This window comes from Streptomyces sp. NPDC002403, assembly GCF_053593015.1.
This window is the reverse complement of the sequence record NZ_JBSFBQ010000029.1, coordinates 15,482-40,904: the sequence shown is the minus strand read 5'-3', so window position 1 is coordinate 40,904 and position 25,423 is coordinate 15,482. Positions and strand designations below refer to the sequence as shown.

Genomic DNA, 25,423 nt, shown 5'->3' with positions numbered 1-25,423 from the left:
GCTGGACACCGTCCAAGCCATCGCCGGCCTGCTGTCCACCAGCAGACAGTGGACCTGAGCTCGACACGGCCGATGTGAACGCGGGCCACGCCGAAGACCTCGATGTCTCACCGCCAGCCGTGCAGCAGCTCGCCAGATGCCCAGGCGAGACGCGCGGTCGAGGCGTCCGCAGCCCATGCTTCGCCACTGATCCGGGGCACCGGTACGACGCCGCCGACGCAGAGCCATCACCGTGCCGCAGCTTCCGCCGTCCAGTCAACGCCCATGCACAGACCCGGCAGAGGGCACCATGCTGTCCGAGCTGTTCGGAGAGATCCGATACCCGACCACGCCATTGGCGGTCTACTCTGCCGAGACGATCGAGGCCCACCGGGCTGTCATCGCCGGTCGTCGCGCCGCCCTCCCCAGCGAGGAGTACCGGACCCCGGCCGAGGAAGAGCCGGACGTCTTCCTCCCCCACTTCGAGAAGCGCAAGGTGTTCATCGGTGCCTGCGCACGCGCCTTCGGGACCCCGTGCGTTCATGAGGGCGCCCCGTTCACTGAACGAAGCACGCTGATTGTGCAGTTCAGGTCACAGGTGAGGCAGTCGCCCAGTACGGTCTGCGGTCGTGATGAACGATTGTGTGCCCGAGCGGGATCTGTCGAGGTTGGCCGTTCCTCGGTGGGGTCGGCTGGTGGCGACCGATGACCGGTACGAGCCCTATCGGCTCGTTGGCGGCGACGGTGCGGCCGTGCCGTCGGTCGCGGTGTTCTCCCAGGAACTGCTCGCAGCCGGGAGAGCGGCGGCTGGCTCCCGGCGTCGGCGCCCCGAACCCGGTGACCGGGAAGACGAGCCTTGGGCTCGGCTATGCCCCGTCCACCGTTGCCCACAGCGAGACAGTGCTGTGCAGGTTCTACGGTCTGCACCGTGATGCCCGGTCTGGGCCGCTGATCAACCCGTTCCCACTGGACCTGGCGTGCCGCTCCGGTCGCATGCACTCACATGAGGAGTATCGCCTCCTCAATGCCACCATCCTGGCCGATCCTTGGCCGGCGGCCCTGGATTCCTGTCATTGCCCGGACTCCACCGAGCGGGCCGCAGCAGTCGGCGTCCAGCGGTCAGGTCGGGGGGCTCAGTGCCTGGTTTCCGTTCTGGCAAAGAGTTCGGCGCACTCGCCGGCGAAGGAACAGAGCTGATCCACGACCTGCCGGTACTCCTGCGGATCCCGCGCCGTGTTCGGCGTGGCATCGGCCCACTGCTGCCACAGGCCATCGGCGGCAAGGTATGGGGCTGCTCGCTCAGTCCCAAGGACGGCATCGAGGTGAAGCAGAGTACTGAGAGCCTCGGTCTGGTCCCAGCGGAGGTCGGGTTGAGGCAGGTAGCGATCAAGGTAGCTGCAGACCAGATCGGCGTCCGCGCTGGTGCCGAAGGTGGCAAGAGCGATGCAAAGAGCCCCGCGGTAGGGGCCTCCGCTGGCCAGCAGGAGTTCGCCGATGCGGCTGCGGAACTCGGTCCTGCCGGCTACAGCAACCAGCCAGCAGGCAGTCCTGCGCTCTCGCCACCCGCCCTCGAAGAGGATGCCGAGCTCAGCGGGAGTGATCTCCCCGGCAGCCTGGACCAGCTCCCTCACGAACAGCTCGCGCTCAGGCCCGCTCAACCGCAGTGAGCTTCCACCCAGCCGAAGGTACCGCCGACCGGGCGTGACGAATCGTCGGACCAGGTCCATCAGCTCGGGGTCGGTGTCGGCATAGCGCATGGCTGCATCCTTGCCGAGCGAGGACGCAGCTGCCAGCGGTTTACCCAGGGGCCCCGAGCAGCGATGGCCGGCTCGGAGAAACTCGTGTCAGATGCTCGCTCCTTCGGCCGGATCCGGCACAGCGGGCACGACTGGCCGGGATCCACGACGACCTGATCGCCCGAATCACCGGAGCAAGCCGAGAGGGATGGCTCGGTGAAATCGAAGGGCTCCAAGTCAGCCTCGCCGGCGCAGGGGAGAAGCTGGCCCCGTTCGATGCCGGACGGCTCCCTCAACGTCAGGTGACTGATCTCGGCATGCCTGACTCAGCCAGATCGCGACACAAATCAGTACAGCAGGACGACCTTCAAACTGCTGACCCTTCAAGTGTGGTGTCGTGGAACTGGCGGATGGTGATCTCTACGGAAACGACGTCTCGTCGGCCGATTCCCTCGCGCCTCGTGCCGGCGACGTCACAGGCCGAGGCCCAGCAGACATGACCGATACCCTGGGCGGCCGGGCACCGTGATGCTGGTTGATTCGATCATCGTTGGCGTATCTGTCGCCATAGACGGTTCCCCGGCACCCTGATCCAGTTGCATCCGATGGGTCTGGGCGGGCCGGATCAGGGTAAACGTTCCGTCAGTCCTCCAGGCGGACCGGCATCAGGATCGAGAAGGTGTCCTCGTCGTCGGGCCTGCGGATCGCGATCGGCGCTGTGGGGGTGCCGAGCTCCAGAATCAGTCGGTCCCGGGCCCCGGCGGTCAGCGCGTCCAGCAGGAACTCACGGTTGACAGCGACGCGGTTCGGGTCTTCGGCACCGTCGGCGCAAAGGGTCACCATGCCGCCATCCTCCACCCCGAGCACGCTGAGGTCGTACGCTCCGGCTTCTCCCGAACGGACAGGACCGGACGTCAGGGCCTTCCGGAAGGCCGCCACCTCGACGACGGTGCGACGCCCTGCGGCCCGGGGAAAGAGACGACGGTAGTCGGGGAAGTCGTGGTCGAGGCACTGACCGGCCGCCTGCCTGCCCCAAGCATCCAGTTCCACGCGGTCACCATCGACAGAGAGCCGCACGGGCCCCTCGCTGTCCAATAGGGCCCGCATCGCGTCGGCGAGCGGGGTGGGCACGATGACCTGCACCCGACTCCCGTCGTGCCCGGCGATACCGGCCTGCGCGACAGCCATCCGGTACCGGTCGGTGGTCACGACGTGGAGGCTCTCGCCCTCGATGTCGAACAGAACCCCGCCGAGCATCGGCAGTTCCGGGTCGGTGCTCGCCGAGAAACGAACCGCGTCCAACGCAGCTGCCAACTCGGGTCCGGCGATGGACAGCCGGACAGTGGCGACGCGGAGCGAAGTCATGACATTCTCCCTGTGATCGAGAAGCGCTCGGAGTGCGGAGAACTCGCTGCGGGCTTCGGACAGTCCCTGTTCGAGGCGGCGAAGGTGCGCCTTCAGCAGTTTCCGGACCAGATCGGTGTCCACGCCGGACCAGCCGGCCAGCACCAGCCGGACGTCCGCCAGCGGCATCCCGGCCCGGCGCAGGCTGGCCAGCAGCCGGGCCTCTTGGAGCTGCTCGGGTTCGTACCAGCGGTAACCGCTCGCCGGATCCACCCAGGCCGGGACCAGCACACCGGCACGGTCGTAGAACCGCAGGGCGCTCACGCCCAGGCCGCCATCGCGGGCCATCTCGCCGATGCTTCGCATGTCGTTCTCCACACCCAGCACTCTGGGCCCTGCACAAGGTCGAGGGTCAACCCTGCTCCGGAGCGGATCGTTCGACAGCGGAAGACGGGTGCTGCGGGTCGACGGCACTGCACCATGCTTTGAAGGCGGACGACAGGTGCTGCACCCGTGGGCCGATGGCCGGTTCCATCTGATCTTCAGCGATGTCCAGGACCTCGCGCTGCCCGTACCCGTCCGACACTGGGCCATGCGATGTCGTCAACGGCGAGAAACGGCTCGCCGGCAACGGTCGCAGGGGTCGCCCCGGTGAACGCCCTGACGTCCCGATGCAGGTGCGACTGGTCGGCATAGCCGGTGTCGGCCGCGACTCGGGCCGCGCGTTCACCGGCGACCAGTCGGTGGGCGGCATGATCGAAGCGGACCAGTTTCACGGCCTGCTTGGGCGGCAGGCCGAGCTGCGACCGGAAACGGGACCACAGCCGTTTTCGGCTCCACCCGACCTCGGCCGCCAGTCCGTCGACCCGGGTCAGGCCACGGCTCACGACGATCTGACGCCAGGCCCAGGCCACTTCCGGGTCCACCGGCGGCACTGCCACGTGCCGACGGGCGAGCAGCGCGTCCGTCAGCAGGAAGCGATCCTGCCACGACGAGACCTCGCCGAGTTGCTGGCACAGCCTTGACGCTTCCCGGCCCCACAGGTCACCCAACGACACGACGGCGCCGCCGAGGTCGGCGGGGGAAGCGCCCAGAATCGCTTGTGCGATCACCGGGGACAGGCGTACCTGCACGCATTCGACGTTCACTCCCCACGCCCGGACCGCTCCTGCGGACCCGAGCCCGGGCCCGGCAACCATGCTTCCCCGCTGCTGCCCTGCGGCACAGTCAAGAACGGGCGAACCGGCACCGAACTCCAGGAGCAGCGTCACAGCCGGGTGCGGGACTATACGAAGCGCTTCCAGGTCATGGACACGGAACCCTGCCATGGTGACACCGGCCACCCGGCTGGGCAGCTCCGGACGTTCGACGCCCCACATGGCCGCACCGCGCTCGAAAGCCCGCATGTTCCCATGCTACGTGAGCCGGCTATGGGGAACATTCGTCCAATCCACCGGCACATACCGGTGGAGACAGTGGGCTCATGACTGTTTCTGACGGCGGTTCGTACGTGAACGGCGGCGCCCAGGCCGCCGAGAATTCAACCCGGTCGCTGGATGACAGCGACATCTACGTGTGCCAGGACGGCCCCCGTGACGCACCCGCGATGCTGCTCATCCACGGGTCCGCATCCTCGGCCCGCTCGTGGAACCCGATGGTTCCGCTGCTGGCCGGATCTCACCGCGTCATCCGGATCGACCTGCTCGGGCACGGCCGGTCGGCCAAGCCGGCCGACCGCAGCTATGCGATCCCGGACCAGGCACACCGGGTTGGTGTGGCACTGGACAGGCTCGGCGTCGAGCACGCCGTGGTCGTCGGCCATTCCAGCGGCGGCGTGGTCGCCACCGCCCTCGCCGAACGGCGTCCCGACCTGGTGACCGCACTCGCGCTCGTCAACACCGGCCCCAGCCTGGACGCCTTCATCGCACCGGAACCCGCCGCCGCAAGCGGGCCCTCGCAGTGGCCGCCGACCGACGAACAGCTCCGGCAGATCGCGAGCACGGGGTTCAGCCGCGCGGGCTACCGGATCCCGGAAGAGCTCCTGGACGATGTGCGCGGTATGACCTACCACACGTTCACCACGACAATGCGGGCCACCCGCTCCTACCTGGAGCAGCAGGCGCTGCCGGATCGGCTGATAGCCCTGGGCAAGCCATTGCTGGTGATCTTCGGCGAGGACGACCGCAGGTGGCGATCCTCGTCCGCCTCCGATTTCCGCGCCGCTCCGGGCGCGAAGGTCGAGTTGCTGCCAGGTCTCGGGCACTCGCCCCTGCTCGAGGATCCGCTGCGGACCGCCACTCCCCTGCTGGCCTTCACTGCGATCCACGCCGTACGGGAGGACTGAATGAGAACGAGAGGTGCCCTGCGAATTCTTGTCTCGGGCGCCGGCGTCGCCGGTCCGGTTCTGGCCTACTGGCTCACCCGGCACGGCTTCTCCGCCACCGTCGTCGAGCGCGCGCCGACTCTGCGCAGGACCGGCGGCCACGCGGTCGACCTGTTTCGGCCCGCGATGAACATCTCGGAGAAGATGGGCGTGCTCCCGCGTATCGAGGAGCGGTCCACCGGCACGAACCGAATGACCGTCTACCCGGAGGGCTCACGGCGTGCCGTCCGGGCGGACCTCTCCAAGGTCTTCAGCGCCGCCTCCGACCGGCACGTGGAGATCATGCGCGACGACCTGAGCGAGATCTACTACGACGCCGCACGGGAGGACGTCGAGTACATCTTCGGCGACTCGATCACCGCGATCTCGCCCGACGGCGAGGTTTGGTTCGAAAACGCCGCGCCGCGCCGCTTCGACCTCGTCGTCGGCGCGGACGGGCTGCACTCCAACGTACGCCGCCTCGTCTTCGACGAGGAGTCCCGCCTCAACGCCTTCATCGGGGCCTACCTCGGGGTGCTGACCCTGCCGAACGTCTCCGACCTCGACGGCGAGCTCCTCATCCACGTCGGCGTCGGCCGCACTGCCGGTATGTACGGCGCGCGGCACCTCGGCGAGGCGCGGGCGTTGTTCCTGTTCCGGAGCGAGCGCGAGCTCGACTATCACCACCGTGACGTGCCCCGGCAGAAAGAACTCCTGCGCGGTGCCTTCTCCGGCATGCATGTCCACGTGGACCGCTGGCTGGTCGAGCTCGACCGCACCCCGGCCTTCTACTTCGATTCGATCACCCAACTCCGCATGGACACTTGGTCGCAGGGGAGGGTGACACTCGTCGGCGATGCGGGCTACTGCCCCGGTCCGGCCGTCGGCGGCAGCACCAGCCTGGCCGTCGTCGGCGCGTACGTCCTGGCCGGAGAGCTGGCACGGGCGGGCGGCGACCACGGGCGCGCCTTCCCCGCCTACGAGCGCGTGATGGCGGAGCACGTCCACGGCAGCCGCGCGGTCGGGCTGAGCGCGGCGAAGACCCTGATCCCCACGTCCCGCCTCGGCGTGTGGGGACTGGCCCAGGGCGCGCGCCTGATCTCCGCCCTGCCCGTGGGCCCCAGCCGCGCCCTCGTTCGCCTCACCACCAAGAGCGCGCGCCTCCACAACTCCGTGACCGTCGACGACTACTCGCCGTCGCCCGCCGGATAAGGAGGTCAACAACGACACCAGAGCCTCCCGGCCTTGCTCGGTCGGATGAGCATTCCCGAGCTACCGAGAGGCCCTGCCCTCATGCGCCGACCGGCCGTAGATCACCCGCGCGGGAACCCTGTTCGACCCGCACGTTCCAAAGCCGGTTGGGACAAGGCTTCTCAGTCCGCGGTCTCCGGCCTTCTTCGGATCTGACGGACGCGAAAGTGTTCACCGCGCTGTTGGAAGGACTGATGGCCAGGGCCACGCAGCAGAGGAAAGCGGGCCTGTCGCTGGTCGACGTGGATTCCACGGTCATGGCGACACGACTGGCTGCGGCTGCAGTGCGGTGTGCCACGTGAACGCTGGGCCGCTAGTGTCACTGAATGCCTGAGGGGATCGCCTGGATAGGCGCACACAGCTGCACGAACGCGGGCGGCGTGCCCGGGATGCGAGGTCGCATCTCCCTGACAGCGGCCCGCGGTATCGGGACCGAAGAGTTCCTGATGGCTCTTGGTGCTGACCTTGGGCAGCTGGAGGACGGAACGCCGTACAAGGCTTGGCGGACGCTGACCGCCAACGGAGGCACGGCCCTGGCCTGTGCCAATCGGGCGATGTACGGCATGCACGGAGAGTGGGTGTACGTGCTGGAGGACTGGGGCATGTCGACCTGGTACACAGGCTTCAGGAAGGTCGAGGGAATGGCCCCCTACCCGGACGAAGAGATCATCTGCCTGACGATGAACTCCCACTGCCCGCCGAGGCGGATCGTTCACGCGCCGGGGGACGGCGACGACAGGCAAGCCGAGTTCGGGGAAACCACAGGTTGCGGATCGGCGCTGGACGAAGCGCTGCAGACCGCGGGCGCGGTGCTCCTGCCACGGCCGGATGCCCGTGACGAGGAAGCAATCGCGCGCTATGAAGCGGGGAACGAGGCGCTGCCGCGGGCGGTGTTCGCCGCTGCCGGGAACTGCACGGGACTCGTGATCGACCAGGCCGCAGTCGAAGCCGGTGATCTGCCACTGGCCGTCCTGCCCATGGTGATGTGAACTGGCGCCCGGCAACGACAAGGGGCGCACCGCGACATGCGGTGCGCCCCTCGGCCTGCGGCGGGCCGCTTCCAGACGTTCGGCGTAGTCCGCCGCAAGGTTCCCCGGCAGCGACTTGTCGAGCGTTCCGGCAACACGGCGCTGCGGCGCCCAGACCGCCGCATCGTCGACGAGACGACTGAGGTCCGTCATCTGCACCTGCTCCGGCCGGTCCCACAGGACCAGCGCCTCATCCGGCGTGAGTTGATGAAGATCTCCACGGTCTCCTGCTGCTGACGGCGGTCTCCTCCAGCTCCTCGCGGGCGCGGCTGCTACTTCCTGCCCGGTCGGCCGGGGAGTGGGGCTGGACCCACCCCATTGTGCGTCCAGGCCCGTACCGGGGCGGACAGGCGCTTCGTAGCGTCGTAGCCATGGAAACCAACACGCACCCCACGACCGAGGCAATGCCCGACCGCACTCCCCGCACGCTGCGAGCCTTCGGCACGGCGATGAACAGCATCAAGGTGTACGGCGCGCTTGGCGCCGTCGCCTTCCTGGCGGTCGCTGTGGCAGCGAGCAGCGGTCACATGGTGAACACGTTCATGTGGGTCCGGGCGGTCCTGCTCCCGGTGTCCGCCGTACTGATCTACCGGATGACGGTCTCCGCCTCCCGGGGATCTCGACGGGCTTTCGAGCGCATTGGCACCCTCGCCGTGATCATGCCGATCGCGATCATCGGCGTCGACCTGATCCCCGGTGTCTGCCCGCTGTGGTACGCCGCGATGCAGGCCGTCTGCATGCTGCCCGTCATCCGCGTCGCCTTCATCACCCGCGGCTCCGCACTGCGCGCCGCCTTCCCCAAGGGACGCCGACCTTGAGAGCACCATGACCACGGCGCAGCTCGTGACGGCGTGAACGCGGTCCAGCGGCGCCAGGCCCTCCACCGCTCAAGGTCCCATCTCCTTCGCAACGACTCGGTGTACAGCCGTCATCATCGCCAGTTCGGTCTCCATGGATGCCAAGGCCGCCATCACGTCGAGCTCCCGCACCGACATGGACGGTTCCCCCGGCTCGCCTCGCCACTCGCACTGCCGGGCGTGCGCAGCGAGCGCCGGGGCGTGGTGCGGGGCCGACCCGGTCTTCTCCCCCGGCGCTTCGAAGCGGGTGCAGTCGGCCCGGCGTGATGTCCGGCGACGGTTGGCGGTGCCTGCGTCCGTGACTCCATCGCTGCTGGGGCTCCGGCGTAACCTCCCCTGGTAGATATCGCTGACTGAGTCGGTCCCTCGGCAGACTGTGGAACTCCGGCTGACGGACCGCGCGTACTCGGTGTCAGTGCTCTGCGATAGACACTCCGGTAGCAGCGTAAGCGCGACCGCGGAAGAGGGACCCACCATGGCAGAAAACGCAATCTCGGACACCACGCGGGGAGAGAGCGTGACGGAACCAGAAACCGGGCTGACCGGGCGCATCGGCGTCGTCGGCGGTATCGAGTCGCTGGTCCTCGACGGCCGCCGCCTGTGGTTCGGCTTCGACTTCACCTCCGACCAGGTGCTCTCCCCTCTGATCGACGACGCTGGGGCCATGGCGCGGTACGCCGCACGGCACATGCGCCAGCGCACAGGTGCCCACGACGAGTCCTACTGGGCCCAGCTCGTCCAGGCCGCCGTGGAGAACTCGGACTTGGTGCGGTATGACCAGCAGCGCACCTTCACCACGCAATCACTGGAGGCAGGGGACGCCGGCCCCGCACACGGGCACCTGCTGTACCTCCTCGACGCGGCAACGGAGGACCCTGACGGCGACCTTGTCCGCACCGGGGCCGGGTCCCATGGGCCGGCCACCGAGTCCGGTCTCCGGCCCGCCGCGGTGACCCCCGATGACGAGGACGGGGAGCCGGGAACGGCACTGGCCCGGACCACGGTCGGCAACTGGTCGCTGCTGTTCGCGCCGTACGCCCGCAGCGCACATACCGCCTGACCGCCGACTCGGACCCGTCGCTGTGTCGGCCTGCGGATCAACCGGACCGTCTACGACTTCGAAGCCGACGGGGTCAGAACCCGACGCACCAACTGAGCAAGGCACCCGACAGGAAGCCTCCGCCGCGGCAAGAAGGCGGATGCACTCGGTGCCCGCCTCCCGTTCCAGCGCGGTGACGCCGAGGACACCCACCGAGCCCTTGGCCGGAAAGGGCGTCCGCCGTCCAGACGCTGCACGGACCGTATGACCTCCGCGTCGCCGTCGGTGACGCGGAGGATTCGAGATCAGTCAGCCGTGAACCCCGTCGCCGACATCCATGGACAGAACGTCTAAGGCTTGTGGTCCGGCACTGACTCGGGCAGTCCTGCATACCAGCCCTGGACGGCCAGCCAGAATCCGGCCAGCACTATGGCGACGAGCGTGACGCGGCCTGCGTACCCGACAACGGACAGTCCGATCATCCACCGCCGGGGCAGCAACCACGCTGACAGAGCGGCTACCACTCCGACGAGAACGGTCAGCGGCAGCTCCGCGTACAGCACGCTCCAGTCCGGCCCTGCTTCGAATCCGGCGCGCGCCCGTGGTTCGGCGTCCGCGGCCCATCCCAGCAGCCCGACGAATCCACCGGCCAGGGCCACCCCGGTACCGCTCAGTGCTTCAAGACGTTCCCTCATGATCACTGGAGACGTCGGCCGGCTCGTGGGGGTTCCCGCGGAAGGATCTCATCGTCGGTCCCGGGGGCCGGGCACGACAGCCTGGACACGTGCTGCGAGAAGCAGGTTCTCGTAGGTGTGGTGGCGGCGCGTAGTGGTGCGGTGGTGCAGCAGGCCTGCCGCGCGGGCGTGTTCCCCCGCGTCGACGAGGGCGCGGGCGAGGGTGTCCTGGATGATCTCGCGCTCCACCCGCACCCCGCCGATCTGTTCCGTTTTCTCGCCCAGACCGCTCAGCAGGTTCACCGCCGCGCGGGGACGGCCCGCGGTGATTTCCGCCAGTGCCCGCACCACGGGGGCCAGGACCTCGTGGAACTCGGGGCGTGCGTCGGTGGCGGCCCGGCGGGCCAGGATGTGCAGGTCGTCGGTGGCGGCCTCCACGGCCAGGGCCAGAGCCAGGTTGAAGGTGTGGAAGACGTCCGCCATTCCGCCCGGTGCGGCGAGCAGTTCCCTGACCTGGTCCGGATCGCTGCGGCCGGCCGGGGACTGCCCGGCCAGGAGCAGGCGCCAGTTCGTCGCGGCCAGCATGCCGACATCCGTACGCGCCAGTGCCGCATCCGCCCGCCGGCGCGCATCCGGGAAGTCTCCACAGGCGATGGACTGCAGAGCGGCGTGCCAGCTCAGGTGCCGTGACTGCATCGCCTGCGGGTCCGCCCGCAGCCACTGGTCCAGGAAGTCGGTGCAGGCGCGGCCGGCCCCGAGTTCGTGTTCTGCGTGGGCCAGGGCGTGCGCGGCCACACCCGAACGGGGATACAGAGTCAGTGCCCGTCCGGCCAGTTCATGTGCCTCGCGCACCCGGCCCTGCTCCGCCCTGGCCGATGCCAGCCAGCTCATCCAGGGCCAGCTCTCCGGGCCGGCCACCGTCGCGTGCTGCTCCATCAGTGCATTGCCGTGCGCACGGTAGGCGGCGTCCCCGCACTCGAAGAACGCGCCCACCATGAGGCCGGCCAGCTCATCGGCGGGCCACCGGTCGAAGTGCCCCACCAGGTGGTCGGCCGTCATCCGGTACTGCCGGTGTGTGTGAAGGAACACTCCGTACACCAGGCTCGCCTCCCGTTCACCGGCGGCCGACGCGTCCTTGTGCGCGATCACCAGCTGTTCCTTCAGTACGGCGTCGTCCCAGCGGTCTCCGGTCGCCAGCGCCAGCAGCGCCCGCGCCACACCGCAGTCCGGGTCCGACCCGACCCACTGGCGCAGCAGAGGCAGCGCCTGCCCGCTCAGGGAGAGCAGCGCTTCCACCGCCCGCTGGTCCATCGGCGCACACGCTGCTGCTCTGCTCACCGTCGTCCGGCGGTTCACATGCCCGTTCACACGCTGGACATGAACACGGCTGTGCAGACAATGCCGCTGTTGCCGCAGTGATTGCGCGGCAGGCTCAACGGCAGGCCGACCCGATTTCCGCTGCCCACCCTGCTCCCGGCCACGGTGACACCCTCGGCCCGGGCGCTGCCCTGGTTGACACAGGTGTTGCCGAATGCCGCGTTCCCAACCCCGATCACGCTCGCGTGAGCGGCACCCGCCGGAAGCAGTACCGCCCCCGCAACCGCGCCCAGCACCACGGCCCGCGCACCCGCGCGCCCCGCACCGCCGCCTGTACCAATCGTCTCCGCACCCATCGTGCTCCTCCTCTACCCGGGTTCCAGTCCCGGTGTCCGTACAGGTCCTGCCCGGCCGGACGAACCCGGACCGCACTCCCACCAACGAAAGAGTCCGGCTCCCGACACGTGGAAACCCGCCGGGATCACTGAGAACGGTCCCAAGACGGTCCTCGGGTTGACCACGACCCGATACCCCACCCCGCAGCCCATGCCATGAACCTGGGCAATCGGGCCGGAGCCCCCCATCGGCGGCGGGACGTGCCGGCGCTCGGCCGACCGGGAGGGCCCGGCTCGTACGGCGCGCCGCCGGGTCTCCCGCTACGGGTGCAGCACAACCTTCGTATAGCCCTCGATCCGCTTGTCGAACTTGTCGTACGCCGAGGGAGCCTGGTCCAGGGGCAGTTCATGCGAAACGACGAAGTTCGGCTGCGCCCGGCCCTCGATGATCATGTCGCGCAGGTACCGGTTGTAGCGCTTCACGTTGCACTGCCCCGTACCCACGCGTAGGCCTTTCTCGAAGAGCTTGCCGATCGAGACGAGGAGCATGCCGTGCTTGGCCTGCTCGTCGGGGCCTCCTGGGTCGGACGGAACGTAGAGGCCGGGCACGCCGAGCGCCCCGGTGGCCCGGACCGTGCCGACGAGCGAGTTCAGGACTGTCGCCGGTTCCTCTCGGTCGGTGCCGCGCGCCGCCGCCTGGTAGCCGACGGCGTCGACGCCCTTGTCCGTGCCGATGCCTTCGGTCTGCTCCTTGATCTGCTCCACGGGGTCGCCCTCGGCGAAGTTGACCGGAATCGCACCGATCTCCCGGGCCTTTTCCAGCCGCTCGGGAACGCGGTCCACGACGAAGACCTTCTTCGCGCCGCGCAACAGGGCCGAGTAGGCGGCCATGAGCCCGACCGGCCCGCCGCCGTACACGGCGACGCTCTCACCTGGGCGGACCCCGGCGAGTTCACAGCCGTGGTAGCCGGTGGGGAAGATGTCGGCAAGCAGCATGAAGTCGGTCTCGTGCTCGTTTCCCGGCGGCAGCTTCAGACAGTTGAAGTCGGCGTACGGAACACGTAGGTATTCCGCCTGGCCGCCGGGCCAGGGCCCCATGGCGACATACCCGTAAGCACCTCCCGCAAAGCCGGGATTGACGGTCTGACAGAATCCGGTGAATCCCTCGACGCAATTGGTGCAGAAACCGCAGGCGACATTGAAGGGCATGACCACGCGGTCGCCCGCCTTGAGCGAGGTGATGCCCTGACCGGTTTCCTCGATGATCCCCATGTTCTCGTGGCCGAAGACGATGCCGGGTTCGGCTGCGGTACGACCCTCGTACATGTGCAGGTCCGAGCCGCATATCGCGGTGGAGGTGACCTTTACGATCACGTCGTTCGGGTGCTGGATCCTGGGCTTCTCGATGTCTTCGACCGCCACGGTGAACGGTTCCTTGTATACGACGGCCTTCATGGCTGCCACCTCCGCTCGGCGATGCACGTCCTTTTTCGCGCCGCCCCCATCTGCTGTATTTCGCGTGACCCATCTCTCATGATTCTCCGGCCCGAGCAAATGGACAACCCAGTAATATCGGGATGAATATTCACCACTCCGATATTCCACTGAAATCGGAAAGGAAAGGCGCAAAGTGGCTGCACAACGCCTCGGGACCCTGCTCGTCCCCGTGCCCGGCCTGTCCGGCACCACGTACCCGCCAGGAACGACGGTGACTGTCCGCGGTCGCGGCGCAACTGTCGATGCCTTCATCAACGGCGACTGGCTACCGCTGTCGTGGTGGGAATTCTCCGACGGCCTCCGCGAGGACATCGCCGACCGCTGACCCCGGTGCGGACGGTGGTCCGCGTCGGCGCCCCGGGCTCGTGATCATTCATCGATGCCGGAGCGCTCCGCGCCCGCGACGATGTGGCGCTGGAGTACCAGGAAGACCACCAGCAGGGGCAGGATCGAAACAGCGGCCGCGATGAACAGCTCGTGCAGGTTGACCGTCTGAGCCGTGGTGAAGGTGGCGAGCGCAACCTGCACGGTCCAGGCGTCGCGCTGCTGGCCGATCACCAGTGGCCAGAGGAACGAGTTCCACGAGCCGATGAAGACGATCGCCCCCACGGCGGCGAAGACCGGCCGTGTGTTGGGGACGACGATCCGCCAGTACGTACGCCAGTAGCCGAGCCCGTCCACCCTGGACGCGTCCTCCAGCTCCCGGGGAAAGCCCAGGAAGTACTGCCGGAAGAGGAAGGCTGCGAACGCGCTGAAGAGGGTGGGGACGATCAGTCCGCGCAGGGTGGAGATCCAGCCGAGCGACGAAACGAGCACAAAGCTCGGGACGAAAGTGACGGCGGACGGGATCATCAGGGTGACCAGGAACGCGTAGAAGACCTGGCTCGCATAGGGATACTCGATGCGGGCCAGCCCGTAGCCGGCCATCGAGGCGAGCAGCAGGGTGCCGACGGTCGTGAGTACGGCGATCACGGCCGAATTCCACAGTGCGTGCAGCATGGGGACACTGCTGTCGTTGAACAGTTCCCGCAGGTTGCCCCACTGGAGGCTATGCGGGAAGAACGTCCAGTCCGCCCCGGTGATGTCCGCCTCGGTGGCCAGGCCGTTGCGCACCAGCAGGTAGAACGGGACGAGGAAGAGCACGGCGAGCGCGATGAGCAGCACGAGCCGAAGTCCGCGCACGAGCCGTCGGAAGGCATGCGCCATGGAGAGCCCCGTGGGTTGGTCCGTCGAGTGCTGTCGCATACGTCAGTCCTCCTGGCGTCCGAGGCCGAACCAGCGTGCCTGTACCACCGCCACGACCGCGATGATCAGTGCGAGGATCACCGCGCCCGCGCTGCCGAGGCCGAGGTTCTGTCCCTGTCCCAGCGCCACGTAGTACAGGTAGACCAGGGGCGGCCTGGCGTAGGGCGGGTAGCCGCGTGCCGTCGACAGCAGGTTGTAGAACTCGTCGAAGGCCTGGAAGGCGTTGATCACCAGGAGCAGGACGACGGCGACGGAGGTCGCGCGCAGTTGCGGGAAGGTGATGTGCCTGAAGACCTGCCAGCCGGGGCGGGCGCCGTCGACGGCCGCCGCCTCGTAGAGGGTGCGCGGGATTCGCTGGAGTCCGGCCAGCAGGATCACCATGTAGAAGCCTGCCTGGAGCCACAGGCGCACGGTCACGATGACCAGCCAGTACCAGGGCGGGGTGGTGGTCGACAGCCAGGCGATGTCCGAACCGCCGAACCATCCCAGCACCGTGTTCGCCAGCCCGAACCGTACCCCGTTGAAGATCGACAGCTTCCAGATCATTGCGGCGACGACGTACGAGCAGGCAGTCGGCAGGAAGAAGACCGACCTGAAGAAAGCCTGGGCGAAGCGCAGTCTGGCAACCATCAGAGCGAGGGCGAGCGAGAGCCCGTAGGTTGCCGGAACGATGAAGAGCGAGAAGACGCCGAAGGTGACGAGACTGGAGATGAAGGACGGATCGCCAAGGATCTCGGAGTAGTTGTCCAGGCCCACGAAGTCGGTCGGTGTCACCGTGTTGTGGGCGTCGAAGAAGCTGAGCCACACGCTCCACAGCAGCGGTACGTATGTGAAGAGGGCAAGCCCGGCGGCAAAGGGACCGACGAAGACCCAGAACCACAGGTAGCGGTTCTGGGGACCCAGCAGTCGCCGCCCCAGCGGCTGTTTGGCGCCTTCAGACGTCTGCGTGGCTATGACCGCACCCGCTTCAGTTCGGCGTTCGCCGTCGCGACGACCGACCTGATCTGGGCGTCCGGGGCGGCGCCTTCGGTGATGATCCGGCTCAGGGCGTCCTGGTAGGCGGTCTGGCTCCTCTCGGTCCACAACAGGGGTTGCGCGTAACCGTGTTCAGTGGTGAAGCGGACGGCTTCGGCCGCCGCGCCCCTGGCAAGTGCGGCCGCCTTCTTCGCCAGCGAGATCCGGGCGGGAATGTGGAAGCCGTAGGACAGCGCGAAGTCCTCCTGGTAGTCCGTCCGTTCCACCCACAGCCACTTCACATATGCCTTCGCCGCGTCGATGTGACTGCTGTGCGCGCTGACGGCCGCCCCGTAGGCGCCGACCGGTACGGAAGGCCTGCCCTGTACCCCGTCGCGGGGAAAGGGCAGGACGCCGAAGTCGTCGCCCAGCGCCTTCTCGATCTGTGGAAGGGCCCACAGTCCCGTCCACTGCATGGCGGTCAGCCCCTGGAGGAACGCGGACGGGTCGGACCAGTCGGTGGGGGCTCCGAGCAGCAGGGAATCGTCCTTGTGGAACCGGTGCAGTTTGCCGAGGGTCCTGGCGGATTGCGGGTCGTCGAATCCGACCGCTCCGTCGGAGGTCACCAGTTCCAGGCCCGCGGCGCGAAGCGGAGTGGCGCCGAGCACGCCGGCTCCCCCGTCGTTGCCGAGGAAGAGGCCTTTCACGTCCTTGGTCGTCAGGGCCCTTGCAGCGTCGACCAGTTCGTCGAGGGTCTGTGGTGGCCGGACTCCGGCCGCGGCCAGCAGACTCTTCCGGTAGTAGAGCATCTGCATGTCGATGGCCTGGGGGATCCCGTAGACCTTGCCCTTGTATGTCTTGGGGGTGAGGACCGCGGGGTTGAAGTCATCGCGTGCCCCGTCCAGGAGGTCGGTGAGATCGGCGACCTGCCCACCCCGGATCTGGTCCAGGGTCGGACTGCCCTCGAAGACGTCCGGTGCGTTCTTGGTCAGCAGTGCTGCGGCCGTCTGCTGGTCGTAGTTGCCGGGCCGCCACTCGATCGTGATCTCCGCCTTGCGGTACGCCGCCGCATATCGTTTCACCGCCTGTTCGGTCCCAGCCTCGCCGTACTGGTGGTACCACTGGTCGAGAGCGGGGTGACCGCCCGCTCCGCCGGCACGGCCGGTGTTGGAACCGCAGGCGGCGGTGAGTGCGAGGGCGCCCGAGGCGGCCAGCAGATACCGGCGGCTGATGCTGTTGGCTGTGGTGCTTGAGTGGGGCATGGTTCATCAGTGTGACGCCGATACGTGTACGAGTTGTTGCCCACCCATGAAACGGCCAGTTTTGGCCGAAAGGGCGGTTCGATCAGCGTCTTCAACAGTCAAATACAGCCAGGGATGTTCAGACCGTCCTCGTCATGAGCCGATGGCTCGGCTTTGTGAACGCCGAGCCGAAGAGGCAACGGCATAGAGGCCGTACGGCGCCAAGAGGCCCTGAAGGTCGTTCCCCGTGTGCGTGGTGATCGTTCCCCGAGGCCGCGGATCGGCCTCCAGCTCTCTCAGGAGCGGCGGTGATACGTCTTGTTGGCGATGCGCCAGCTGTCATCGACACGGACCAACAGGAAGATGTCGGTGAACGTGTCCGCGCCGTGCCAGAGCGTCATGGTGGCGGTCGCGATCGTGCCGTGGACGTCCGTGACGTCGATGCGGCGGGAACGGGTCGGTTCGTCCGAGGCCGGCCGGCCCTGGAAGAGGGCGCAGTACTCGTCCAGATTCCACGAGACGAATACGCCGTCGCGGATTCCCTCGATGTGGGCGGTGGCCAGAAACGCGTCGCGGAAGTGAGTGGGGTCACCGGTGGCATGTCCCCGGATGTAGGCGCGGAGCGGTTCCAGTACGGCTTCCTCCACGGCGGGGACCGTGGCGGCGGCGGCAATGTCGGCCTCAGGAGCGGCAGGGGTGTCGGCCAGGCCGATTGCGCTGCGCAAGGGAGTGTTGGACGCGGCGGCCAGCAGTGCCATGTCCTTGGCCAGCGCACCGATGGTGAACTCGGCAGTGCCGACGGCGGACCCGTCGGTGAGAAAGGGGCGTTTGCGGGTTACGAGCGTGCCGAGCTGCCCGAGTTGGAGGACATCCAGCACCTGGGCACGGGGCAGGCCGAGTGCGTCGGCCTGCCTCAGGGAGTCGCGCAGCGCGAGGACGGCTCCGGCGAGACCGTTGTTGGCGATCAGCTTGAGCGCGGCGGCGGTGGAGGCATCGTCGACGCGTCGCACGGTCCCGAGAGTTTCCAGAACCGGTCGGACTCTGCCGAGCGTGTCCCGGTCAGCAGCGGCAAGGATCTGCAGGGTGCCGGCAGCAACAGCCGGTACGGAGCCGAGCACGGGGGCGTGGACATAGGTCGAGCCGAGTTGCCGGGCCAGTGCGGACGCCTCCGCGGGGGCGATGGTGCTGGTGTTCACCACGACCGTGTCCGGGCGCAGCGAATCGTGGACGTCGTCGAGGACTTGCCGGCAGGCGGGTCCGTCGAACAGTGACATGAGCACGAGGTCGGCCCTCGCCACGGCGGTGTTCGGATCGCTGGTCACCCTGACGGTGCCTGACGCCCGCCCGGAGCGTGTCCAGCCGACGACGTTCCAGCCCTGGGCGACGAGTCGTGTCGCGAGCGCGGCGCCCATGCGCCCCAAGCCGAGAACAGCAAGGGTGTGTGGTGTGTGCGGTGCTGTCATACGTGCCAGAGTGGTGCACGGCGACAGTTGCGACAAGCGCAGATCTAGCAGGTCAACCATGCGAGATACGCATACCGATTGGGCATACTGGCGTGATGGAACTGTCTGTGTGGCGAACCTTCGTGACCGTGTGCCGTCTCGGGTCGCTGTCGGCGGCGGCCAACGAGCTCAATCACACGCAATCGGCCGTCTCCCGGCAGATCGCCGGGCTGGAGCGGCAGCTCGGCGTAGCACTGGTGGAGCGCCATGCGCGCGGTGTGCGCCCGACGCCTGCCGGCGAGGTCTTCCGGCATCACGCGCTGGCCACGCTCAATGAGGCCGATCGCGCCGTACGCGCCGCACGAGACGTCCGTGACGGGGCGTTCAGCCGGCCGCTCTCTGTCGGCGCCGCCCCCTCTCTGGCCTCCGGGATCGTCCCCGAGGCCATCCGGGACCTGTTGAAGCAGGCCGGATCCCTCCGGTGGAGTCTGGTCCCCGGCCTGAGCGCTCAGCTGCACCAGCGCGTGATCGCCGGCGATATCGACATCGCGGTCGTCACTGATGCACCACCAGGGCTGCCCCATGACCCGCGGGTGGATCGACGGTTCCTCGGGCTGGACGGCATGGTCGTCGTCATGCCCGTCGGCCATCCGCGGTCCGGGGGCGGCCCGGTACGCATTCAGGCGCTCGCAGATCAGACCTGGGTCGAGGACAACGACGGCTCGGCGGCGCTCCTGCGCCAGCATGCTGCCCGTGCCGGAGTCAGCGCCCGCATCGACCTCACCGCGGCCGATCTGCACGGCAAACTGGCCCTGGTCGCAACCGGCCTTGCCATCGCGTTGGTACCCGGTGTGCTGACGCGGGCGCTTCGGACCGACGTCACCACCGTGGATCTCGTGGACCCCCCGACCCGCGGCATCTACACGATCACACCGCGCCGCGACCCCCACCCCTGTGCAGCGACTCTCCACGACCAACTCGCTGCTGCGTTCGCCCCGGCCCGTGCGGCCCAAGCCGCTCATCAGCCGACCAGGACGGGCTCCCATCACCCTCACGCGCCCGCTGACCAATCCCCCGCGTAACAAACCCACACCTGATCCCGGCCGGTCCCGGAATCCCGGGGACGGCCGCGATGCCTTCAGCAGTCTGCGACAGCTGGTCGGACCGGTGCTCCGGGTGAGGTTCGTCAGAGCTGCGTGGCGGCCCGGCGGACTTCGGGGTGCGTGTCTCGGGTCGCGGCGTGGAGGAGCTGTCGGCCGGCCGCCGGGTCGATGCGGTGAACGACGCGAAGGACCTCCCATTGCCCTGGTGGAGCCCGGCGCGTATCCCGCAGCGGATGCGCGGGCGTTTGAACTGGTGGAGCCAGGCGATACTCCGCTCGACCACCCGACGGGTTCTGCCCAGGCCGGAGCCGTGTGGGGCACCCCGCAACAACCCGTTGGCGGACCACGGCGGCCACTGATACCTTTCCGGAGGCCGTGCGAGAGAACGAGGAGGTGGTACCCGTGAACGCAGTATCGACATGGGTGCTCCCCTCCGGGGTCACGGTCGGACGATAGGTCGTCCGGGAGCGCCGTCCAAGAGCACTCCCGAAAGGCACGACCATGCAATTCACTTCCGAGCAGCGCCTCGACGATGGCGTCCTCGAACGCGAATTCACCCTCGGCGAGATCCCCGGCACCCTGTGGACGCCTGAATCCGCCGCACCTGTCCCGGTGATCCTGATGGCTCACAACAACGGCCTGTCCAAGAGGGAACCCCGACTGGTGGCCCGGGCCCGGCACTCCGCGGCGTACGGCTACGCGGTGGCCTCCATCGACGCCCCCGGGTGCGGTGACCGGCCCCGCTCCGCCGCCGATGAACAGGCTCGCGCCGACCTCCGCCGGGCGATGCAGGCCGGCGAGCCGGTCGATGAGATCTTCGAGTCCTTCATCGGCCCGCTGGTCGAGAAGGCGGTCCCGGAATGGCGAACCACCCTGGACGCCCTTCTTTCGCTGCCCGAGATCGGCGGCCCGGTCGGGTACTCGGGGTGGACCGCCGTCGGCATCCGGCTGGCGGCGGTCGAGCCGCGCATCGCGGCCGCCGGTTTCTTCGCCGGCGGTTACGTGCCCCGCGCCCAGCGCGAGGAGGCCCGTCAGGTCACCATTCCGCTGCTGTTCCTGCTGCAGTGGGACGACGAAGGGAACCCCCGGCAGCGGGCCCTGGACCTGTTCGACGCCTTCGGCACCACGGAGAAGACGCTGCACGCCAATCTGGGCGGACACACCGGCACCCCGTGGTTCGAGGTGGAGGACGGGGACCGGTTCTTCGGCCGGCACCTGAAGTGAGGCCGGGCCGCCGGGCCGACAACCGACGCCAGGCGGTGTCGGCCCGGACGCCGCGATTGGGGACAGGTCCCCGGCCCCTCCTCGATGGCGGTGCCGGCAGACGCACGAACGCCCCGATCGCGGCGGTACCGGCCATCGACAGAACCGGCCGGCCGGGGCGGCGCCCGGCCGGCCGGCCTGAGTCCGTGGAGGAAGCGGTCGTCATTGAACTGTGCGACTCCCGCGGTCGGCCGCCGTGACTTCCACGGAAGCGGACTCGCCTCCATCTAAGGGTGGTAGATCTCCTCCATAGCCGTGATCCGGCTCTGGTCGTTGACACGGTAGTAGAAGTGCGGGCTGTTGGTGAGCTTGTGGTTCACCAACCACTTCGGGGCGACCGACTTCACGGCTGTGGTGTTGATATCGGTGAAGACCTTGACGGAGGCACCCGGGGCGAAGACGAACGACCGGGCGGCCCCGATCGGGGTGTAGACGACGTCTTCGTCGTTCTTCGTGTTCACGCTGCACGTCTCCGGGGTAACGCGCACGACAGTGCTGCCCTGGAAGCTCTTGGCGGATTCGAGCTTGAAGAAGTGCTTGTACCCCGCGGGCAGGTGGCACGGCTGCCATGCCGTAGCCCCCGTGATCCTTGCCTGGGCGTTGACGGCGGTGGGCACACCCGGACCGCGGGTGGCCGAACGTCCGGCGTCGGCCGGGCCGTGAGGTGTACTCCCCTGGCTCGAAGCGACTGAGGAAGAGGCTGAACCGGCCGCGGTCGACAGGGCCGTGGCGCTTGCCGCCACGTGCGGGCTGGCGCTGGAGGACCCGCACGCGGCGGCGAGGAGCGCGGCGGTGGAGGTGAGGACGACGACGGCGGAGACGTAACGGTGGTTCATGAACATCCTCTGTGCCGAAGATTGGCTGACACCAAGGGAGATACCGGACCGCAGGCAAGGGTTTCGCCGAACGCCGGCTGTGACCGTCCGGTGACAAAAAGTAATTTCTCGAAGTCGGTCGGCCGCCCGGCACTGCTGGTCCAGGGCGCCCCGCAGCCCGCACAGTCATGAGGCATCAGAGCTTCCTCAGGTGTGGCCGCGGTGCTCGTGGTGCCGGTCGAGTTCTTCGTCGAGGGAGGGGAGGCCACGACCTCGGCCGAGGGCTGGTGACCGGGCCGGGCGGCCTCCCACGACGGGTGGCCCCGCCCGGCCGGTCAGGGCCTTCCTGCCGATGTGCTTGCTGGTGCGCGCGTCCAAGATCGTGGTGAACTCCGGCACGTCGCGCCGATCCCTCGTCACCCTCCGGGCGTGTGTCCCTTCGTCCGCCGGGTGGCGGGGGCGGGTCTCACCCGGTTGCGATGCCCGGGTCGCTCACACCGGCTTGACCGTTCTCGACGTGCCCGGCCAGGCGCCGCAGGTACCCGGCGTTGCCCTCGACGACGACCGTCAGGTCGTACCAGCGCTTGGTGGCGCGCAGGTCGATGCTCTGCTCAATGGTGGCGCCTGCGCGGACCGTGCAGGTCTGGCGCTCGCCGCCGTACGCGTTGGTCACGGTGAGGTGTGCGTCGGCGGCCGACGGGTTGGTCAGGGTGAGCTTCACGTTGCCGGCGTCGTGGCGTGCTGTCACCTCCGGCTCGGCTGCTTTGTTGTTGCCCTTGAAGGTGCGCAGGAAGCCGTTCGGTCCATGGACCGTGAGATCGTAACTCCCGCCGGAGTAGACCGAGTTCCAGCTGTCGGAAACGGGCTTCCCGGCGGCTGCCGTGTACGTCCACGGGCCGTCGGTGCGCTTCTGCGAGCGCACCTGGAAGGCACCGCCCGCCTGGTCCCCTGCGCTGAACGTCAGCTTGTACTTTCCGGTCGCGAGGTCTGCGGCCCCGTCGACGTAGGGAGCGTAGGAGAGCGGACGGCTCGGCCGCGCCCCGGCCTCCTGCCGGGGCAGGGTGCCCTGGGCGGGTGGCTTCGGGACGTAGCTGTTGTGGCGGTCGCGGTCCGGCGGGGCATACCCCGTGGTGTCCGGCAGGTCAGCCGGGTCTGTCACCCCGAGGGAGAAGTCGAAGGCGGATGTGAGGTCACCGCAGATGGCGCGCCGCCATGGCGAGATATTGGTCTCCTTCACTCCGAACCGGTTCTCCATGAAGCGCAGGATCGAGGTGTGGTCGAAGGTCTCGGAACAGACGTATCCGCCGGTGGACCACGGCGAGACAACGATCATCGGGACGCGCTGTCCGAGGCCGTAGGGGCCTGCGGAGTATCCGATACTGCCCTTGTAGTGGTCGAGCGCGGTGTCGACGGTGGACAGGCCCTGACTGGCGGAGGCCGGTGGGTAGGGCGGCACGACGTGGTCGAAGTAGCCGTCGTTCTCGTCGTATGTGATGAACAGGGCGGTCCTGCTCCATACATCAGGGTTCGAAGTCAGCGCGTCAAGGACGTGCGAGATGTACCAAGCGCCGTAGTTTGCGGGCCAGTTGGGGTGCTCCGAGAACGCCTCGGGGGCGGCGATCCAGGAGATCTGCGGGAGCCTCGCGGCCTTGACGTCGGCTTTGAGGATGTCGAAGTATCCGTCTCCCGCCTTGGCGTTCGTGCCGGTGCGGGCCTTTTCGTACAGGGGGTCACCGGGCTTGGCATTGCGGTAGTTGTTGAAGTACAGCAGTGAGTTGTCGCCGTAGTTGCCGCGGTATGCGTCATTGATCCAGCCCCAGCCGCCGGCCGCGTCGAGACCGTCGCCGATGTCCTGGTACACCTTCCAGGAGATGCCTGCCTTCTCGAGGCGTTCGGCGTACGTCGTCCAGCCATAGCCGGCTTCCTGGTTGCCGAGGACCGGGCCGCCGCCGGTGCCGTCGTTTCCGACGTGTCCGGAGAGCATGTAGTAGCGGTTCGGGTCGGTCGCACCCATGAACGAGCAGTGGTAGTCGTCGCAGACGGTGAATTTGTCGGCGAGGGCGTAGTGGAACGGGATGTCGTCCCGTGTCAGGTACGCCATGGTGCCGGTGCCCTTGGCGGGGATCCAGTTGTCGTACTTGCCGTTGTTGAAGGCGCTGTGGCCGCCGGCCCAGTCGTGGTCGAGCCCTGCGATGAACTGCATGCCCAGGTCGCTGGCGTCCGGGTGGTAGGGCAGGGTTTCCTTGCCACCGCTCGTCTGGTGCCATACCGGTTTTCCGCTGGGCAGCGTCACCGGGCGGGGGTCTCCGAAACCCCGGACGCCCTTCATCGACCCGAAATAATGGTCGAAGGAACGATTCTCCTGCATGAGGACGACGATGTGTTCGATGTCCTGGACGGTTCCGCTGCGGCGCGCCGCGGGGATGGCTGCGGCGCGGTCGATGGAGCCGGACAGGGCGGCGAACCCCGTGGTGGCTCCGGCGATTTGAAGGAAGCGACGCCGATTGATTCCGGTCATGGCTGTGGGGATCCTCCTGTTGCTTCGGTGATGTCCGTCCACGAAGAGGGGCAGACGGAGTATTCAAGAGGATCCGGGCTTGAGGAAAGTGGGATGAGGTGACGGTCCCGCAAAATGTGGGCGGATGGTGTGCGGGCCATCAGCGCGCCGCGCGTTGTGCCACAAGTCCCGTTCCGCTGTCCCCTGGATCGGCTTCCGTTCGGCAGGCCCGGGCGTCGCACACCGTCGAGGCACCGATTCGGTCCGGAGCGTACATGCACGGGTGGTGAATTCCCTGGCCATCCTGCTAGAATGCCGATCATCACGTGAGCCTTCTCGGTGCGGACTTCGATCCGCCGGGGAGGCTTTTTTTGTGTCCGGGTCCAGCGTGCCCCGGCACTGGTGGCTGCGCTTCGACGGTGCTCACTCGCCGTGTGCCCTGAATGCGCCGCGCCGCCCATCCGATCCTCGATACCGGCCTCCAAGAGGAGATCCATGTCATGAACCCTGGAACGAACAGCGCAGCGCCCACGAGCACTTGGCAGCTCGGTGACCTGACCGTCAACCGCGTCGGGTTCGGCGCGTTGCGCCTGACCGGTACCGAGCCCTTCGACCGCGGCGTGCCGCGCGACCGCGAGCGGTCGATCGGCGTGCTCCGGCGGGCGGTCGAGCTCGGCGTGAACCACATCGACACCGCCGCGTACTACTTCTCGGCGACGCGCTCCGCCAACGAGCTGATCAACCGGGCACTGGCGCCGTACCCTGAGGATCTGGTCATCACCACCAAGGTCTGGCCGGGCCGCGACCCCTCTGGCGCGTGGTGGTGGGCCACACCGGCACAGTTGCGCGGCCAGGTCGAGGAGAACCTCCGCCAACTCGGCCGCGATCACCTGGACGTGGTGAACCTGCGGCTGCCACCGAGTCGGCGGACCGGCTCGATCGGCGAGCACTTCGGCGCGCTGGCCGAACTGCGCGATGCCGGGCTGATCCGCCACCTCGGCATCTCCAACGTCACGTCCGAGCAACTGACCGAGGCCCTGGCCATAGCCCCGGTCGCCTGCGTGCAGAACCCTTACGGGATCGGTGCGCCGCACGAGGACCAAGCCCTCCTGCGGCTCTGCGGTGAACTCGGCCTCGCCTTCGTCCCGTTCTTCGCGATCGCCGGATCCGGGCGCGAGGCGGGTCCTGCCGCCCGTGACGGCGAGGCGGTGTGCGCCGTCGCCCGTGCGCACGGCGTGTCCGTCGCGCAGGTCCGGCTGGCCTGGACCTTGCAGCAGGGGCCGCACGTACTGGCGATACCGGGCACCGGTGATCCCGACCACCTCGCGCAGAACATGGCGGCCGGCACGCTGCGGCTCTCGGAGGAAGAGATGACGCGCCTCACGGAGGGGTAGTTGCCGGACGGCAACGGGCCCCGGCCGGTACGTCCGAAGCGACGGGTTCC

25 protein-coding genes and 1 pseudogene are annotated in these 25,423 nt (G+C 68.1%); 11 read left to right on the top strand and 15 right to left on the bottom strand.

The window, feature by feature from the left end; all coding sequences use genetic code 11:
* The first annotated feature begins 289 nt into the window (after positions 1-289).
* Entirely contained in the window at positions 290-688 is a 399-nt protein-coding gene (locus ACWCPY_RS27370; RefSeq protein WP_451269274.1) for a hypothetical protein, read from the top strand.
* Between the two features lie 424 nt (positions 689-1,112).
* On the opposite strand, the gene ACWCPY_RS27365 is transcribed toward ACWCPY_RS27370, so the two are convergent.
* The 3 genes from ACWCPY_RS27365 to ACWCPY_RS27355 form a co-directional block, all read right to left on the bottom strand.
* Entirely contained in the window at positions 1,113-1,736 is a 624-nt protein-coding gene (locus ACWCPY_RS27365; RefSeq protein WP_451269272.1) for a DUF6000 family protein, read from the bottom strand.
* A gap of 621 nt (positions 1,737-2,357) precedes the next feature.
* A complete protein-coding gene (locus ACWCPY_RS27360) occupies positions 2,358-3,425 on the bottom strand; it encodes a DNA polymerase III subunit beta family protein (RefSeq protein WP_451269270.1) in 1,068 nt (355 codons plus the stop codon).
* A gap of 176 nt (positions 3,426-3,601) precedes the next feature.
* Positions 3,602-4,465, bottom strand: coding sequence for a helix-turn-helix domain-containing protein (locus ACWCPY_RS27355; RefSeq protein WP_451269268.1), 864 nt, complete (start codon positions 4,463-4,465; stop codon positions 3,602-3,604).
* Positions 4,466-4,542: 77 nt separating this feature from the next.
* Between ACWCPY_RS27355 and ACWCPY_RS27350 the strand changes: the two genes are divergently transcribed.
* The 6 genes from ACWCPY_RS27350 to ACWCPY_RS27325 all read left to right on the top strand — a co-directional run bounded on the left by ACWCPY_RS27350 (position 4,543) and on the right by ACWCPY_RS27325 (position 9,617).
* Positions 4,543-5,403 (top strand): alpha/beta fold hydrolase, encoded by an 861-nt coding sequence (locus ACWCPY_RS27350; RefSeq protein WP_451269266.1) that lies wholly within the window; start codon positions 4,543-4,545, stop codon positions 5,401-5,403.
* Positions 5,404-6,633, top strand: a complete 1,230-nt coding sequence (locus tag ACWCPY_RS27345; RefSeq protein WP_451269264.1) for an FAD-dependent monooxygenase — start codon at positions 5,404-5,406, stop codon at positions 6,631-6,633.
* A gap of 617 nt (positions 6,634-7,250) precedes the next feature.
* The gene (locus tag ACWCPY_RS27340) at positions 7,251-7,661 is read left to right on the top strand and encodes a hypothetical protein (protein ID WP_451269262.1); all 411 of its coding nucleotides are present in this window, start codon (positions 7,251-7,253) and stop codon (positions 7,659-7,661) included.
* 36 nt (positions 7,662-7,697) lie between these two features.
* A complete protein-coding gene (locus ACWCPY_RS27335) occupies positions 7,698-7,937 on the top strand; it encodes a hypothetical protein (RefSeq protein WP_451269260.1) in 240 nt (79 codons plus the stop codon).
* A gap of 134 nt (positions 7,938-8,071) precedes the next feature.
* Positions 8,072-8,518 (top strand): hypothetical protein, encoded by a 447-nt coding sequence (locus ACWCPY_RS27330; protein WP_451269258.1) that lies wholly within the window; start codon positions 8,072-8,074, stop codon positions 8,516-8,518.
* 556 nt (positions 8,519-9,074) lie between these two features.
* Positions 9,075-9,617, top strand: coding sequence for a hypothetical protein (locus tag ACWCPY_RS27325; RefSeq protein WP_451269256.1), 543 nt, complete (start codon positions 9,075-9,077; stop codon positions 9,615-9,617).
* 329 nt (positions 9,618-9,946) lie between these two features.
* On the opposite strand, the gene ACWCPY_RS27320 is transcribed toward ACWCPY_RS27325, so the two are convergent.
* The 4 genes from ACWCPY_RS27320 to ACWCPY_RS27305 all read right to left on the bottom strand — a co-directional run bounded on the left by ACWCPY_RS27320 (position 9,947) and on the right by ACWCPY_RS27305 (position 13,377).
* Positions 9,947-10,291, bottom strand: coding sequence for a hypothetical protein (locus ACWCPY_RS27320; RefSeq protein ID WP_451269254.1), 345 nt, complete (start codon positions 10,289-10,291; stop codon positions 9,947-9,949).
* Positions 10,292-10,339: 48 nt separating this feature from the next.
* The gene (locus tag ACWCPY_RS27315) at positions 10,340-11,581 is read right to left on the bottom strand and encodes a hypothetical protein (RefSeq protein ID WP_451269252.1); all 1,242 of its coding nucleotides are present in this window, start codon (positions 11,579-11,581) and stop codon (positions 10,340-10,342) included.
* A 53-nt stretch (positions 11,582-11,634) separates the two neighbouring features.
* Positions 11,635-11,943: a chaplin family protein gene (locus ACWCPY_RS27310; RefSeq protein WP_451269250.1), complete on the bottom strand. Its 309-nt coding sequence runs from the start codon at positions 11,941-11,943 to the stop codon at positions 11,635-11,637.
* Between the two features lie 300 nt (positions 11,944-12,243).
* Complete coding sequence (locus tag ACWCPY_RS27305; RefSeq protein ID WP_451269248.1) at positions 12,244-13,377, bottom strand: glutathione-independent formaldehyde dehydrogenase; 1,134 nt, start codon at positions 13,375-13,377, stop codon at positions 12,244-12,246.
* A 175-nt stretch (positions 13,378-13,552) separates the two neighbouring features.
* Here ACWCPY_RS27305 and ACWCPY_RS27300 point away from each other — a divergent pair, with 175 nt between their 5' ends.
* A complete protein-coding gene (locus tag ACWCPY_RS27300) occupies positions 13,553-13,744 on the top strand; it encodes a hypothetical protein (protein ID WP_093545857.1) in 192 nt (63 codons plus the stop codon).
* 44 nt (positions 13,745-13,788) lie between these two features.
* Here the strand turns inward: ACWCPY_RS27300 and ACWCPY_RS27295 are convergent, their stop codons facing one another.
* The 4 genes from ACWCPY_RS27295 to ACWCPY_RS27280 form a co-directional block, all read right to left on the bottom strand.
* Positions 13,789-14,625 (bottom strand): carbohydrate ABC transporter permease, encoded by an 837-nt coding sequence (locus ACWCPY_RS27295; protein WP_451269376.1) that lies wholly within the window; start codon positions 14,623-14,625, stop codon positions 13,789-13,791.
* Positions 14,626-14,667: 42 nt separating this feature from the next.
* Positions 14,668-15,582, bottom strand: a complete 915-nt coding sequence (locus tag ACWCPY_RS27290; RefSeq protein ID WP_451269374.1) for a carbohydrate ABC transporter permease — start codon at positions 15,580-15,582, stop codon at positions 14,668-14,670.
* A 32-nt stretch (positions 15,583-15,614) separates the two neighbouring features.
* Positions 15,615-16,880 (bottom strand): ABC transporter substrate-binding protein, encoded by a 1,266-nt coding sequence (locus ACWCPY_RS27285; protein ID WP_451269246.1) that lies wholly within the window; start codon positions 16,878-16,880, stop codon positions 15,615-15,617.
* 275 nt (positions 16,881-17,155) lie between these two features.
* On the bottom strand, positions 17,156-18,322 hold the full coding sequence (locus tag ACWCPY_RS27280; RefSeq protein ID WP_451269244.1) for a nuclear transport factor 2 family protein: 1,167 nt from the start codon (positions 18,320-18,322) through the stop codon (positions 17,156-17,158).
* A gap of 95 nt (positions 18,323-18,417) precedes the next feature.
* Between ACWCPY_RS27280 and ACWCPY_RS27275 the strand changes: the two genes are divergently transcribed.
* Positions 18,418-19,383 carry a LysR family transcriptional regulator gene (locus tag ACWCPY_RS27275; protein WP_451269242.1) on the top strand — a complete coding sequence of 322 codons (966 nt, stop codon included), beginning with the start codon at positions 18,418-18,420 and terminating at the stop codon, positions 19,381-19,383.
* 223 nt (positions 19,384-19,606) lie between these two features.
* Here ACWCPY_RS27275 and ACWCPY_RS27270 read toward each other — a convergent pair.
* Positions 19,607-19,729 (bottom strand): annotated as a pseudogene (locus ACWCPY_RS27270) (IS5/IS1182 family transposase); the annotation flags it as partial.
* Positions 19,730-19,905: 176 nt separating this feature from the next.
* Here ACWCPY_RS27270 and ACWCPY_RS27265 point away from each other — a divergent pair.
* The gene (locus ACWCPY_RS27265; protein ID WP_451269240.1) at positions 19,906-20,628 is read left to right on the top strand and encodes a dienelactone hydrolase family protein; all 723 of its coding nucleotides are present in this window, start codon (positions 19,906-19,908) and stop codon (positions 20,626-20,628) included.
* A 266-nt stretch (positions 20,629-20,894) separates the two neighbouring features.
* Here ACWCPY_RS27265 and ACWCPY_RS27260 read toward each other — a convergent pair whose 3' ends face one another.
* The 3 genes from ACWCPY_RS27260 to ACWCPY_RS27250 form a co-directional block, all read right to left on the bottom strand.
* Complete coding sequence (locus ACWCPY_RS27260) at positions 20,895-21,503, bottom strand: hypothetical protein (protein WP_451269238.1); 609 nt, start codon at positions 21,501-21,503, stop codon at positions 20,895-20,897.
* Between the two features lie 186 nt (positions 21,504-21,689).
* Positions 21,690-21,881: a hypothetical protein gene (locus ACWCPY_RS27255; protein WP_451269236.1), complete on the bottom strand. Its 192-nt coding sequence runs from the start codon at positions 21,879-21,881 to the stop codon at positions 21,690-21,692.
* Positions 21,882-21,948: 67 nt separating this feature from the next.
* Positions 21,949-24,000 (bottom strand): phosphocholine-specific phospholipase C, encoded by a 2,052-nt coding sequence (locus ACWCPY_RS27250; RefSeq protein ID WP_451269234.1) that lies wholly within the window; start codon positions 23,998-24,000, stop codon positions 21,949-21,951.
* A 479-nt stretch (positions 24,001-24,479) separates the two neighbouring features.
* On the opposite strand from ACWCPY_RS27250, the gene ACWCPY_RS27245 reads away from it, so the two are divergent.
* Positions 24,480-25,373, top strand: a complete 894-nt coding sequence (locus ACWCPY_RS27245) for an aldo/keto reductase (protein ID WP_451269232.1) — start codon at positions 24,480-24,482, stop codon at positions 25,371-25,373.
* Positions 25,374-25,423 lie beyond the last annotated feature (50 nt).